The organism is Bacillus sp. 196mf (assembly GCF_003217275.1).
Taxonomy (GTDB): Bacteria; Bacillota; Bacilli; order Bacillales; family Bacillaceae_G; genus Bacillus_A; species Bacillus_A thuringiensis_S.
Map to the genome: position 1 here is coordinate 58,024 of NZ_QJTG01000006.1, position 13,026 is coordinate 71,049.

The following is a 13,026-nucleotide window of genomic DNA, read 5'->3' on the forward strand; positions in this document are numbered from 1 at the left end:
TTGCTAAACTAAAAAGTAGAGAATAGGAGGGATTTCTCTTGAAACCATTATTATTAGATTTTCCAACATTATTTCAAACTGAACGCTTGCAAGTTCGTAAACCATTTCCAGGTGATGGTGCAGAAGTATATGAAGCAATCCAAGCTTCTCTAGAAGACTTAGTACCGTGGATACCAATTAACGCTGAAACAGAAGAGAGTGCTGAAGAAATTGTTCGCGAAGCTCACGGACAGTTTTTACTTCGTGAAACACTTGATTTTCACTTATACGATAAAGTATCTGGTACATTCATCGGAGCAATTACACTAAAGCCTGAAAACTGGGATATTCCAAAGTTTTCACTTCACTTCTGGCTACATAGTGCCTATACAAAACAAGGCTATATGACCGAAGCTGTTAAAGGTGCAATTCAGTTCGCCTTTGATAAACTAGGCGCTAGAAGAATTGAAATTCGTACTGATGCAACAAATATAAATGCATGTAGCTTAGCAGAACGTCTAGAATTCATTCTAGAAGGGACAATGGAAAATGATTTCCTAGCACCAGATGGTAGCTTACGTGATGCACGTGTATATGCAAAAATCAATTAAAAAACACTCGCCTTTGGCGAGTGTTTATTTTTGTAGTTGTAAATATTGTACTGCAAACATCGTCTTCGCATCATGAATACGAAGATCTTTCATAAGAGTAATCGCTTCTTCTAACGATACTTCCATTAATTCCACAAACTCATCTTCATCTAACTCAGCTTTATTTTCTTTTCTTGTCAAACCTGTCGCTTTATATACATATAAAATTTCATCTGCGAATCCTGGAGATGTATAGAAAGAAGTAATGAGCTCCATATTTTCACATACATATCCTGTTTCCTCTTCTAATTCACGAACTGCTGTTACCTCAGGTTTTTCACCAGGTTCTAACTTGCCAGCCGGAATTTCTATAATCGCCTTTTCAAGTGCTTTACGATACTGCTCAACAAGCACAATTTTCCCCTCATCAGTAATAGCAATAATAGCAACTGCACCAGGGTGATTTACAATTTCACGTTTACTCATTGCTCCATTTGGTAATACTACATCATCAACACGAACTTTTATAACTCTACCATCAAAAATTGGCTCAGTTTTTACTGTTCTCTCTGCAAGATTACTCATACTACTTCATCTCCCTGTTCTATTTCCTATTCTTTCCTCATACATTTTACCACATTGAAAGGAGCGTGATAGAAATGAAAGTTTATATTTTACCAAATCGCGTCACTTTAGTCGGAAAAGCATGGCAAATTCGCCATAAGCTAAAGCAATATAGCAAAGAGTATACAACTGTACAAGAGTGGATTACAGCAAATAAAGTGAAACATTAATCATGCTTTTACGGGCAGTTAATGCGAAGCGGAAAGTAAACGTTTGTCAACCTCTTTTCCCTCTCGTACAATAAAGGTAAGGAGGTTGACCTATGAAAAAACGTCAATTAGGAAACTCAGATTTGTTTGTTACAGAAATGGGCCTTGGCTGTATGTCTCTCGGTACATCTGAAACAGAAGCTATGCATATTATCGATGAAGCTATCAATTTAGGAATTAATTTTTTTGATACAGCAGATTTATATGATTACGGATTAAATGAAGAATTTGTTGGAAAAGCCTTGAAGGGAAGAAGAGACCAAATTGTACTTACAACGAAGGTTGGAAATCGTTGGACAGAAGAAAAAAATGGCTGGTCTTGGGATCCTTCTAAAGCTTACATAAAGACTGAAGTAAAGGAAAGTTTACGTAGACTTCAAACTGATTATATTGACCTTTACCAACTTCATGGCGGAACAATTGAAGATCCAATAGATGAAACAATTGAAGCTTTTGAAGAATTGAAAAAGGAAGGTATTATTCGCCATTACGGTATTTCTTCTATACGCCCAAATGTCGTTCGTGAATATGCAAAACGCTCAAACATCGTTAGTGTACTAATGGAATATAACCTTTTAAATCGTCGTCCAGAAGAATGGTTCCCCCTTCTAAATGAACACCAAATTAGCGTCATTGCCCGCGGGCCACTTGCAAAAGGAATTTTAACTGACAATAATGCAAGAAAGATAGAAAGAGTAAAGGAAAAGGATTATCTCTCTTATTCTTACGATGAATTACATGCAACTCTAGCAAGTGTAAAAGAAATGATTGGAGAACGCTCTTTAACAGGAACAGCTATTCAATATTGCTTACATAATAAGACTGTTGCAGCTGTTATACCTGGTGCAAGCTCGCTTCAACAATTACAGGAAAATATACGAGCTAGCCAACAGTTACCTTTAACAAAAGAAGAATATATACAACTTCAAAAGATTGTTAAATATGACACATATGCTTTGCATCGTTAAAAATATCGAATTACCGATAAAACAGAAGACTGCCTCCAGTATTAGGAGACAGTCTTTTTTATAACGTATCATATTTATCAGGATTCGTTCCTACATGTAAATCACGATTCAACGTGTTAATTTGACGTATCTCTTCTTCATTTAGTGCAAAATCAAAAATAGTAAAGTTTTCTTTAATGCGAGATGGTGTAACAGATTTAGGAATCGTCACAATCCCGCTTTGAATATCCCACCTTAATATAACTTGCGCAGGTGTTTTTTCATATTTAGTAGCAATAGCCTGAATAATCGGGTGCTGAAATACTTCTCCGCCTCTCATTAATGGACTCCATGCTTCCATTTGAATCTGCTCACCTTGACAGAAATTACGCAACTCAAATTGCGTCAACATCGGATGAAGTTCCACTTGGTTTACCATCGGCTTCACTTTGCAATTTGGTAATAATAGTTCTAAATGATGTTTATGAAAATTAGAAACACCAATCGCACGCACTTTACCTTCTTCATACAATTTCTCTAAAGCTCGGTACGTATCAACATACTTCCCTCTTACCGGCCAATGTATTAAATATAAATCTACATAGTCCATTTGTAATTTTTTCAAACTCTTTTCAAACGCCTCGAGTGTCTCCTCATATCCTTGATCGTCGTTCCATACTTTTGTTGTAATAAATATATCTTCTCTTGGAATTCCTGATTCACGTATCGCCTCTCCGACACCGCTTTCATTTTCATATACAGTTGCTGTATCAATCGAACGGTATCCAACTTCTAACGCTGTTTTTACTGCTTGCTTTACTTCGTCTCCTTCTTTCGCTTTATATACGCCTAGACCAATCATCGGCATTTTCACGCCATTATGAAGTGTAGTTGTTGGAATATGCACAGTCGTCTCCCTTTCATTGTTACATTTTTTATAAGCCACAATTTTATTTCAACAAGATTCATCCCAAAAGTCAAAACATACGTACAGTTTACATAACACTTTTATATAGCTAAAAAATAGCGTGAACTCATTCATTCACGTTATTTTTTCTCCATTCTTTCGCTTTTTCATCCACATTGCGCACAAACTCATTTTTTCCTTCCGTATATAACGCGCCATCATATGTATACTTTTCGGCTAATTCTTTCTTTAAGGTTGCATATGCCTCTGCTTCTTCACAATGAGCCATCATATAATCACGAAATGCTAAATGCCTTACTATCTCTGGATTTCCTTTTTCAAACACGTGTAAATGATACGAGCGTTTTTCTTCAGTTCCATGAATAAAATATCGGCGTCTTGAAATACCATTTTCCCCTTTTACGATGTAACCAAGCTCTATAAATCGTTCATTCCACCCATCTACTCTTTCGATATTTTCTACTTCCATGATCATATCAATAATAGGTTTAGCTGCCAGTCCGGGAACTGACGTACTTCCAATATGATGAATTTTTACCGTTTCTGGCATCGCTGATTTTAATCTTTTAGCCTCCATTTGAAATTTTTCACTCCAATGGTTTTCATGTGGAACAACGACAATTTTTCTCATTCTAACTCCCCTTTTCTTACAAGCTCGTCAAAAAATGACCAGTGGTATTGCACTGATCATTTTTTATTATTTAAAGTCTTTCCAAGTAAGGTTACTTTCACTTAGCAGTTCTTCAAATGATTTATTCTTTTCACGTTCTTTTTGTTCTTGGCGCTTTCTTTCCAGTTCAGCTGCCTCTTTTTCCTCTTCCCTCACTTGCAACTCTTTCTTCTTACTCTTTAATTGTTGCATGAGTGAATCATTTAATTGATCGCCTAATGTAAGTGTTTCTTTCTTTGGTTGATTCACTTGTGATTGTCTTTGCATTTGTCTTTGTTTCTTTTTCTTCATGCTACTCACCTTTTACTTTTTTCTCCATTATAGTAGATACACAATGAAATCGACAATAAAAAAGGGTCTTTACTCTATTATTCACTTTTTGTAAATATGTTAATTTTTCGAAAAGACTAAATTTTTATGTAACTATAATCCTATTAATCTATTAAAATTATGTCGTATGATGTCAGATTATAAAAAAAGGAGAATTATATTATGTGGAAAAAAATTATTCCTGCCGTTGCTGTTTTAAGCACCATTACTTTTTCAAGCGTATTTGCCGCTCCCCCATCTCAGAATCCAGCTGAACAAAACCGCTACATAGACGTACAAATGCTTGGTATTAATGATCTCCATGGACAACTAGATACTGTTAAAAAAATCAATAATAAAGAAGCTGGTGGCGCTGATTACTTAGCTACTTATTTAAAAGAACATAAAAAACAAAACCCTAATACACTTCTTGTACATGCTGGTGATATCGTCGGAGCTAGTCCACCAGTTTCAGCATTATTACAAGATGAACCGACGATTGAATTTTTAAATGATTTAAAATTTGATGTTGGTACAATCGGAAACCATGAATTTGATGAAGGCATTGATGAAATGAAACGCCTCATTTACGGTGGATATCATGAAAAAACAGGGAATTTCAAAGGGGCTAACTTCCCCTATGTAGCTGCTAACTTCTATAACAAATCAACTGGCCGCTTATTTTTACCACCATTTACTGTAAAAATGGTAGATGGTGTTCCTGTTGGATTCATTGGTGTTGTTACAACTGATACACCAAATGTTGTTATGCCTACGATGCTTAAAAATGTACAAATTACTGATGAAGTAGAAGCAATTAATAAATCAACACAACAATTAAAACGCCTCGGCGTTAAATCGATCGTCGTTCTTGCTCATGTCGGTGGAACAACCGATGAGTCTGGGGTAACAAATGGCGATCTTACTCGAATTGCAAATGAAACAGACCCAGAAGTTGATGTTATTTTCGGTGGACATAGTCATACGTATGTAAATGGTACAGTAAATAATAAACTAATTGTCCAAGCAAATTCATACGGAACGGCTTTCTCAGACGTGGATGTAACAATTGATCGTAAAACAAAGGATATTGTAAAGAAAAAAGCTGAAGTTGTTACAACGTATCATGAAGGTGTAGAACCTGATAAACAAGTAAAGAAAAAACTAGATCAATATAAAGAAAAAATCGCACCACTTGTAAATGAAGTGGTCGGAAAATCTACAGCACCTATCGACCGTAAACAAAATGATGCTGGTGAGTCCACTCTTGGAAATTTAGTTGCCGATGCTCAGCGTCAAACGATGCAAACTCAAATCGCCCTCATGAATCCTGGTGGCATTCGTAATGACTTAGATGCTGGTGATATTACGTGGGGTGAGTTATACGGCATTCAACCTTTTGGAAATCAATTGATTAAAGTAGATTTAACAGGTCAAGACATTCGCGATATTTTAAATCAGCAATGGCAAAAAGGAACAACAAGAATGCTTCAAATTTCAGGTATTCAATATACGTGGGATGCAAATAAAACAAACGGTGAAAAAGTTACAAATATACGTTTAACAAACGGAGAAGAATTATCTCCATCTAAAACGTATAGCGTAGTTGCAAATGCCTTCTTAGCTTCTGGCGGTGACGGATTCGTATCATTTAAAAATGGTAAAAATGCAGAAACTGGTCCAAACGACTTTGAAGCGTTAGTCGATTACGTAAAACAATTAAAAGAACCAATTCAGCCAGTTATTGATGGAAGAATTCAAAAAGTAAATTAAGTGTTTCTCTAATAATAAATTTTATTTTTCACGCCATAAAGGATTTGTACTGATCCTCTATTTTATACGTAATATACATCATAAAAAGGATACTCGTTCTTCCAATGAACATAGTATCCTTTTCTTTAGTTATCAAAATGTGATGTTTTGTCAACTTCATATTGCTGTAAAAATTGTTGCAACGCCTCTTCTACAAGTTTAGACTTTTGAATTCCTTTCGATTCTGATATAAGGTCCAATCTTGCTAATATTTCTGTATTAATAGAAAAGGTTCGTCTCTTTTTCTCTGTACTCTTACTCATAATTGGTGCAATTACTTCGCCTCTTTTTCTTAGTAACTCATAAATGCTTTGTAATTGCTCGTAAATTAATAATTGATAATCTGTTTTCTCATATTGAAGGGCGGTCGCTTCTTGGAGTTGTAAGTGACGTGGTTCTTCTCCATCTCCTACAAAAATACGTTTCTTCTGCTCTCCATCATATTCGTATCCAATCAATCTTAATTTCTTCGATAATGTATACGGGCTTATTTCAAGACGTTTTGCTATAATAGCGATGGATTCACGTCTGTTTAAACCATCTATAATTTCTCCAATCGTCACAATTTCCCTCCTCCCGTGTTGAAATGACACTAGTATGGTATGTTACAATGATTTTCTAACAGTATATGCAAAATGAATAGCCTGTGCGATTCATACGATTTCACAAAAGGAGGTTTTCAATATGCTTTTTCGTAGCTACACCCCTCAGTTCTATAACGAAAACAAACAACTCATTCCTAATAGTATCGCTACGATAGAAAGCGTTATGATAAATAATCGAAAACAAACTCTCCTTATGCGTGGACAAAACGTAGAGCAACCTATTTTATTATGCTGTCACGGCGGACCTGGGATGGCACAAATCGGATTTATTCGCCATTTTCAAAAAGAATTAGAGAAGCAATTTATTGTTATTAATTGGGATCAGCGCGGGGCTGGTAAATCCTTTTCAATGAAAGATTTCGGAGCAAATTTCACAATTGAACAATTCGTTTCCGATGCAAAAGAAGTGATTCAATATGTACTTAAAAGGTTCAACAAACAAAAACTATTTCTCGCTGGTCATTCTTGGGGAAGTATTATTGGGCTTAACATAGCACATCAATATCCAAAGTATATCGAGGCTTACATCGGTATTGGGCAAATTGTACATATGAAACAAAATGAAGAATTGCTATATCAACATTTAATTCATTCTGCAAAAAAACATGATCATAAAAAAGCATTAGCTTCCCTTTTAAAATTAGGCAAACCACCATTTTTAGATACGAGACGTCTCATTATTCAAAGAAAGTGGCTTGGCACATTTGGAGGCGCAATCCAAAACGGATCTTCCTTTTCTTTCATACGAAAAGGTTTCTTTTCTCCTGAGTATACGCTATTAGATTGGTTCAAGTTTCTCGCAGGAAATTTAAAATCTGGCGTTTTATGGGAAGAAATGCTGACAATCGATTTCTTTTCTTCTATCTCAAGTTTATCTATCCCAGTTTATTTTTGTTCTGGTCGCTATGATTATCAAACTCCTTATGCACTCGTTCAGGAATATTGCGATATTATTGAAGCGCCTATAAAAAAGATGATTTGGTTCCCAAATTCAGCACATTCTCCTGATTTAGAAGAACCAGAATTATTCGCTAATTCTTTGCAATCAATTAAACAAGAGCTAGCTTTTCAGCATTAGTAACAAAAGGCTCTTTTACATTTCATAGAAAACATTTTATAATAATATGTCGCAAGTATGTATAAACATCGCAAAATGTTTCATATTTACTTGTCTTAACAGAATAAAAATTTAGGGAGATTACATTTATTATGAACGCTGTACTCGTCGCAGTAGCAATTATGCTATTGCTTAGTTTGTTACGTGTCCAGGTCATTGTCGCCATCATTGTTGGAGCTTTAACAGGCGGAATTATCGGCGGACTCGGTATTTCAGAAACGATTAACACTTTTACAACTGGTCTTGGAAACAGTGCTCCAATCGCTTTAAGTTATGCAATGCTTGGTGGTTTCGCTATTTCCCTTTCCAAAACAGGACTTCCAGATGCTATGATTCAAACTGCATTAAAATGGATTGGCAATGAACAAGACACGAAAAAACAAGTTTATTCTAAAATACTTATTTTATTCATTATTTTAACGATGGCTTGTTTCTCACAAAATGTGATTCCTGTTCACATTGCTTTCATCCCCATCTTAATTCCAGCACTTTTAAAAGTATTAAATGAGCTGAAAGTGGATCGCAGACTTGTCACATGTATTATTACATTTGGATTGATTACTCCTTATATGTGGATCCCTGCAGGATTCGGAAAAATTTATCATGACGTATTACAAACCAACGCTGCGCAAAGCGGCCTTACATTTGATGTCACACTTATTCCAAAAGCAATGACTATTCCAGCAATTGGTATGATTATTGGATTATGTGTAGCGGTATTCATTACGTACCGAAAACCTCGTACGTATGAAACAGAACAAATTCATACTACCGAAAATGAAATCGTTCCCTATACAAAACGTAGCATTACTTTCGGGTTATTATCTATCATTGCTACATTAACTGTTCAATTAACAACAGAATCAATGATTTTTGGTGCTTTAGCAGGTATTATCGTCTTATCGGTTAGTGGCAGTCTACCACTTAAAGAAGCAGATGCGATATTAACAAGCGGAATGCGTATGATGTCCTTTATTGGCTTTGTTATGATTGCTGCCGCTGGATTCGGCGCTGTTCTTCGAAAAACAGGACATGTTGAATCTCTGGTGCAAACGAGTGCACATATAATCGGAAATAACAAACCACTCGCTGCATTTCTTATGCTCGTTATTGGACTTCTCGTTACAATGGGAATTGGTTCATCCTTTTCAACCATCCCTATCTTAACAACCATTTTTGTACCTCTTTGCATTCAGCTTGGATTTAGTCCAATGGCCACAATTGCAATTATCGGTACAGCCGGAGCACTAGGTGACGCAGGATCTCCAGCATCGGATAGTACCCTTGGACCAACATCCGGTTTAAATGCTGATGGTCAGCACCATCATATATGGGATACATGTGTACCCACTTTTCTACATTACAATATACCGTTACTTATATTTGGCTTTATTGCCGCAATTACATTATAAAAAGGTGCGTATAAAACGCACCTTTTACTTTTTTATTTTTCCTTTTAATTGTTGAAAAGCTAATTTTCCATTATCTTTGACATAGCTTTCAATTGCCGGTAGTGATGAACCTATCCATTCATACTCTATGCTCCCATTAGGTCCAACAATTTTTAATTTATCTGGTATATGTATATTTAGAAATCTCGCTGACCGAATTAACTCAATAGCAATCTGATCACTTGAGGTTACAATTCCATCTATATACGGATTGTTTTGCAATAATGTAATAAATTGTTTATTTGTATACCCTTGTACACATTCTTCTCGATAAGAGATTCCTTCATCCCAAACAGCGTCTAAAAACCCTGCTATATAATCTTCCATTTCTTCACTTTCTTCTCCCTCACCGAAATATGCAAGAAAGTGACACCCTTTCTCTTTTAATAAAGAAACAGCTCTCTGTCCACTTTCATAATAATTTCTATGTGATTGTTGCTCATCGATCACAACAAACGGAAATGGAATTTCTCCTACACTTTTAAAAACTGCTCTCGTCAAAATAACACCTGCAATGTTATTTTGCTTCAGCATATGTATGTATCTATCTTTATTCTCTATATTACAAATAATGATTTGATAGCCTTCTTTATATGCTATTTCCTCAATACAATGTAGCAAAGTGATGTTTGATTGGTTACATAAATTATCTACAAGTAATGCAATTATCGTTGAATTCTCTTTAAATAGTGGCTTCGCTGCACTGTTTGGCCTATAACGTAATTCTTCAATTGCTTCCTTTACTTGTTTTACTGTGTCCTCATGAACGTATCCTTTTTCATTAATAACTCGTGAAACGGTTGCGACTGAAACACCTGCCAATTTTGCAACATCACGTATAGTTGCCACATCGTCACCCCTTAATATGGTAATAGATTACAATTTTACGGTAACCTAAATTACACTATCCGTCAAGATTAATAACTCACATTTCTGAAAATTGTTACATCATTTGACTAAATGATACTCCAACTGAATTTCATGTAAAATTGGGATATTATCATATCCAATACGTGGAATTTCTTTCTTTATTTTTCGTGCCTTCTCTACCGCATTCACATATAAATTAGTCATTACAAAATTACGTTTTTGGTAAAATCGTAACGCATTCATATTATCATTTGTTGTAATAAGCCAAACCTCTCTGCACCGCTCTTCTTCTGCAACTTGTAATACACAATCCACAAGTTTCGTCCCTATTCCTTTTCTTTCTTCAAAGCTATCTAGCGATACAATTTCACACATATTTCCGGTCACTTCATACGTTATAATTCCGATTATTCTGTCATCTGAGAGCGCAACAAATCCTGGCAACTCTTCTAACTGATGTCCCTTACCACGTGAAACCATCAATGAACTTCCCCAGTTCTTACACATGAACATTCGGATTGTTTCTTTCATCGCTGGCGTAATTTTTTGTATATGCAGCATTTCCTATTTCTCCCCTTTTATATCATTGTGATACAATATAAGTGTATCACATGTAACGGTATTTGGAGGATGAGGTAAAGTATGAAACGTTTTTTTGCAGCATTGTTTACTATACTAGGTGCAATAACTGCCCTTGGGATTTTCTTTACAAATAAAGTGATGTACTTAAAGAAAAAAACAGAGGAAGAAGTACTCGAAAGAGAAACGAAAAAACATTTTCGTATAGAGGATTTTGATGCTCTTCATAAAGAAGAAATTCATATCCCTTCACAATTCGGATACGACCTTCACGGATATTACATTCCTGCTGGTCATTCCAATAAGTTTATGGTTTTTTGCCACGGTGTAACTGTAAATAAAATAAACTCTGTAAAATATGCAAACTTATTCTTAAAAAGGGGATATAATGTCCTCATTTACGATCATCGTCGTCATGGTAAAACTGGCGGAAAAACAACAAGCTATGGATACTATGAAAAGCATGATTTGAAATCCGTAGTTGACTGGCTAAAAAACCGTTTTGGAACCAATATTACACTTGGTATTCATGGTGAATCTATGGGAGCCGCAACAATTCTTCAATACGCAGGACTTGTAGAAGATGGCGCTGATTTCTATATTGCAGATTGTCCTTTCTCTGATTTTCACGGACAATTACAGCACCGTTTAAAGGTTGAATTCCATTTACCAAAATGGCCTTTATTACCTTTAGCAAACGCATTTTTAAAAGTTCGTGACGGTTATACAATTCGTGAAGTTTCACCAATCGACTGTATAAAAAACATTAACAATCCCGTTCTCTTTATTCATAGTAAAGATGACGACTATATTTTAGCTGATATGACAAAAGCGTTATATGAAGCGAAAGAAAATAATAAGCAACTTTATATTGCAGAACACGGTGCACACGCTTGCTCTTATAACGAAAATAAAGAAGAGTACGAAGCAGCCATCGATCAATTTTTAAACACATATGTGAAAGAAACAAAAAACAGGCTTGCATAAGCCTGTTTTTTTATTGCGCTAAAACGTCTGTAACTTGTTCCATATTTTCAGAAATCCATTGCATTGCATCATCTAACGTTGGAAATTCTGTCGTTTGAAATGTTACTTCATCTTGAAGTAACCAAACATCCTTTACCTCTTGCCCTACACCTGCAATGGACCAATGTAACAAACTATATGGATGATTATCATTCAAAAATGATGCCCACGTGCGCTCATTTGCAATGTTTCGTAATGTATGTAATTGTTTATCCATCTCTCGTCACCTTACTCTAGTCAGTTATGAAAACTATTATAACACTCTCTTCTTTCTCAAACAAAGTGCTCTTTTTTCCCCGCTATTTGCGGGCAGTAAAACTCCCACCTCAAAATTCAGCTGAAACAAAGAAGTTAGGCGGGAGATTAACTGCCCCTAAAAGTCCGATTGGTTCAAATAATAATTAGTGGGGGATGCCTCCCCCACTAATTAAAGTTTCACTTTATATTGCCAAGCACTTCCCTTGATTATATGATGAAATTAAGCGTTTGGGAAGGAGGGATAACGTTGGCAAAAGTACAAATTAAAGTAAATGATAATGGCTCTTTTCGCGTTACAGGGGACGTGGAATTAGTCGACTCACAAGGGAATGTATTCCCAGCAAAACCGGCATTTTCTTTATGCCGTTGTGGTTTATCAAAAAATATGCCTTATTGCGACGCTTCGCATAAAGGTAAATTCGAGTCTGTTGTTAGAGCACCAGAGGCAGAATAATTTTACATGTGACATGCACATTTTTTTGTGCATGTTTTTTCTTTTTAGCAACTCCGTTATATCCCTTCTCCTTACAACATTTCTAATACTTTTATTTCCATTCCAGCCTGCATATATTTTCACACAATTCTTCACATTCGAATATTTTTTACTAGCCTTTTATTTTTTTTGTGCTATAATTTGAGCAAACAGCATCCTTCGGGGTCGGGTGAAATTCCCAACCGGCGGTGATGAAGTGAAAACTTCTAAGTCCGTGACCCGTTTTCAACTCGAAAACGGTGGATCTAGTGAAACTCTAGGGCCGACAGTATAGTCTGGATGGGAGAAGGATATGTTTCTAGTTTTTTATATAGTGAATACACTTTTATTTCAGTATGCATATTTATAAAGATTCATTTTGATTCTTTATATATGTTTAATTTTCTATACTTATTTTTTATACTGAAATAAAAAGAGACAACTAGCGTTTAAAAATTCGATATTTTGCTAGGTTTTTTCCTTATGCAGAAATATCAATTATCGTTAGGTTTCTTTCCTATGCTTTCGTATTCAAACTATATTTCTAGAAATCACGTCTCCCAAACCCCAAGGATATTAA

The 13,026-nt window shown here is 35.5% G+C and carries 16 protein-coding genes and 1 riboswitch; of the genes, 8 read left to right on the top strand and 8 right to left on the bottom strand.

The features are described from left to right. Positions 1 to 38: 38 nt before the first annotated feature. Entirely contained in the window at positions 39 to 590 is a 552-nt protein-coding gene (locus ATL10_RS11355; RefSeq protein ID WP_000803479.1) for a GNAT family N-acetyltransferase, read from the top strand. Between the two features lie 24 nt (positions 591 to 614). Here ATL10_RS11355 and ATL10_RS11360 read toward each other — a convergent pair whose 3' ends face one another. After that, entirely contained in the window at positions 615 to 1,154 is a 540-nt protein-coding gene (locus ATL10_RS11360; protein WP_000067042.1) for an NUDIX hydrolase, read from the bottom strand. Positions 1,155 to 1,228: 74 nt separating this feature from the next. On the opposite strand from ATL10_RS11360, the gene mciZ reads away from it, so the two are divergent. Both mciZ and ATL10_RS11370 read left to right on the top strand, forming a co-directional pair. Next, a complete protein-coding gene (gene mciZ, locus ATL10_RS11365) occupies positions 1,229 to 1,363 on the top strand; it encodes a Z-ring formation inhibitor MciZ (RefSeq protein ID WP_000870302.1) in 135 nt (44 codons plus the stop codon). Between the two features lie 92 nt (positions 1,364 to 1,455). Beyond that, positions 1,456 to 2,370, top strand: a complete 915-nt coding sequence (locus ATL10_RS11370; protein WP_065222906.1) for an aldo/keto reductase — start codon at positions 1,456 to 1,458, stop codon at positions 2,368 to 2,370. Between the two features lie 58 nt (positions 2,371 to 2,428). On the opposite strand, the gene ATL10_RS11375 is transcribed toward ATL10_RS11370, so the two are convergent. From ATL10_RS11375 to ATL10_RS11385, 3 genes are all read right to left on the bottom strand, one after another. Next, positions 2,429 to 3,256, bottom strand: coding sequence for an aldo/keto reductase (locus ATL10_RS11375; protein ID WP_000547989.1), 828 nt, complete (start codon positions 3,254 to 3,256; stop codon positions 2,429 to 2,431). Positions 3,257 to 3,383: 127 nt separating this feature from the next. Next, positions 3,384 to 3,908: a GrpB family protein gene (locus ATL10_RS11380; RefSeq protein WP_001227186.1), complete on the bottom strand. Its 525-nt coding sequence runs from the start codon at positions 3,906 to 3,908 to the stop codon at positions 3,384 to 3,386. A gap of 66 nt (positions 3,909 to 3,974) precedes the next feature. After that, positions 3,975 to 4,238, bottom strand: coding sequence for a YqkE family protein (locus ATL10_RS11385; protein ID WP_000727561.1), 264 nt, complete (start codon positions 4,236 to 4,238; stop codon positions 3,975 to 3,977). A gap of 201 nt (positions 4,239 to 4,439) precedes the next feature. Here ATL10_RS11385 and ATL10_RS11390 point away from each other — a divergent pair, with 201 nt between their 5' ends. Further along, positions 4,440 to 6,029, top strand: coding sequence for a bifunctional metallophosphatase/5'-nucleotidase (locus ATL10_RS11390; protein WP_090977121.1), 1,590 nt, complete (start codon positions 4,440 to 4,442; stop codon positions 6,027 to 6,029). 125 nt (positions 6,030 to 6,154) lie between these two features. On the opposite strand, the gene ATL10_RS11395 is transcribed toward ATL10_RS11390, so the two are convergent. Continuing rightward, positions 6,155 to 6,631 carry a ribbon-helix-helix domain-containing protein gene (locus ATL10_RS11395; RefSeq protein WP_000151933.1) on the bottom strand — a complete coding sequence of 159 codons (477 nt, stop codon included), beginning with the start codon at positions 6,629 to 6,631 and terminating at the stop codon, positions 6,155 to 6,157. 121 nt (positions 6,632 to 6,752) lie between these two features. Here ATL10_RS11395 and ATL10_RS11400 point away from each other — a divergent pair, with 121 nt between their 5' ends. Next, positions 6,753 to 7,751, top strand: coding sequence for an alpha/beta fold hydrolase (locus ATL10_RS11400; protein ID WP_000898973.1), 999 nt, complete (start codon positions 6,753 to 6,755; stop codon positions 7,749 to 7,751). A gap of 131 nt (positions 7,752 to 7,882) precedes the next feature. Further along, positions 7,883 to 9,202: a Na+/H+ antiporter family protein gene (locus ATL10_RS11405; protein ID WP_000994810.1), complete on the top strand. Its 1,320-nt coding sequence runs from the start codon at positions 7,883 to 7,885 to the stop codon at positions 9,200 to 9,202. A gap of 24 nt (positions 9,203 to 9,226) precedes the next feature. On the opposite strand, the gene ATL10_RS11410 is transcribed toward ATL10_RS11405, so the two are convergent. Together ATL10_RS11410 and ATL10_RS11415 are read right to left on the bottom strand one after the other, a co-directional pair. Beyond that, entirely contained in the window at positions 9,227 to 10,090 is an 864-nt protein-coding gene (locus ATL10_RS11410) for a LacI family DNA-binding transcriptional regulator (RefSeq protein WP_097945978.1), read from the bottom strand. Between the two features lie 99 nt (positions 10,091 to 10,189). Further along, positions 10,190 to 10,672, bottom strand: a complete 483-nt coding sequence (locus ATL10_RS11415) for a GNAT family N-acetyltransferase (RefSeq protein WP_071729727.1) — start codon at positions 10,670 to 10,672, stop codon at positions 10,190 to 10,192. 81 nt (positions 10,673 to 10,753) lie between these two features. Between ATL10_RS11415 and ATL10_RS11420 the strand changes: the two genes are divergently transcribed. Continuing rightward, a complete protein-coding gene (locus ATL10_RS11420; protein ID WP_000819228.1) occupies positions 10,754 to 11,677 on the top strand; it encodes an alpha/beta hydrolase in 924 nt (307 codons plus the stop codon). A gap of 10 nt (positions 11,678 to 11,687) precedes the next feature. Here ATL10_RS11420 and ATL10_RS11425 read toward each other — a convergent pair whose 3' ends face one another. Continuing rightward, the gene (locus tag ATL10_RS11425) at positions 11,688 to 11,933 is read right to left on the bottom strand and encodes a DUF2552 family protein (RefSeq protein ID WP_000360796.1); all 246 of its coding nucleotides are present in this window, start codon (positions 11,931 to 11,933) and stop codon (positions 11,688 to 11,690) included. A gap of 288 nt (positions 11,934 to 12,221) precedes the next feature. Here ATL10_RS11425 and ATL10_RS11435 point away from each other — a divergent pair, with 288 nt between their 5' ends. Then, positions 12,222 to 12,428 (top strand): CDGSH iron-sulfur domain-containing protein, encoded by a 207-nt coding sequence (locus ATL10_RS11435; protein WP_001151582.1) that lies wholly within the window; start codon positions 12,222 to 12,224, stop codon positions 12,426 to 12,428. A 190-nt stretch (positions 12,429 to 12,618) separates the two neighbouring features. Further along, positions 12,619 to 12,762, top strand: a riboswitch (FMN riboswitch). The last annotated feature ends 264 nt before the right edge of the window (positions 12,763 to 13,026 follow it).

What these genes read in the sequence shown, in the direction of transcription:
- ATL10_RS11360 (WP_000067042.1), bottom strand. Translation starts at nt 1,154, where the DNA reads ATGAGTAATCTTGCAGAGAGAACAGTAAAAACTGAGCCAATTTTTGAT.
- ATL10_RS11370 (WP_065222906.1), top strand. Translation starts at nt 1,456, where the DNA reads ATGAAAAAACGTCAATTAGGAAACTCAGATTTGTTTGTTACAGAAATG.
- ATL10_RS11400 (WP_000898973.1), top strand. Translation starts at nt 6,753, where the DNA reads ATGCTTTTTCGTAGCTACACCCCTCAGTTCTATAACGAAAACAAACAA.
- mciZ (WP_000870302.1), top strand. Translation starts at nt 1,229, where the DNA reads ATGAAAGTTTATATTTTACCAAATCGCGTCACTTTAGTCGGAAAAGCA.
- ATL10_RS11385 (WP_000727561.1), bottom strand. Translation starts at nt 4,238, where the DNA reads ATGAAGAAAAAGAAACAAAGACAAATGCAAAGACAATCACAAGTGAAT.
- ATL10_RS11380 (WP_001227186.1), bottom strand. Translation starts at nt 3,908, where the DNA reads ATGAGAAAAATTGTCGTTGTTCCACATGAAAACCATTGGAGTGAAAAA.
- ATL10_RS11415 (WP_071729727.1), bottom strand. Translation starts at nt 10,672, where the DNA reads ATGCTGCATATACAAAAAATTACGCCAGCGATGAAAGAAACAATCCGA.
- ATL10_RS11390 (WP_090977121.1), top strand. Translation starts at nt 4,440, where the DNA reads ATGTGGAAAAAAATTATTCCTGCCGTTGCTGTTTTAAGCACCATTACT.
- ATL10_RS11405 (WP_000994810.1), top strand. Translation starts at nt 7,883, where the DNA reads ATGAACGCTGTACTCGTCGCAGTAGCAATTATGCTATTGCTTAGTTTG.
- ATL10_RS11425 (WP_000360796.1), bottom strand. Translation starts at nt 11,933, where the DNA reads ATGGATAAACAATTACATACATTACGAAACATTGCAAATGAGCGCACG.
- ATL10_RS11420 (WP_000819228.1), top strand. Translation starts at nt 10,754, where the DNA reads ATGAAACGTTTTTTTGCAGCATTGTTTACTATACTAGGTGCAATAACT.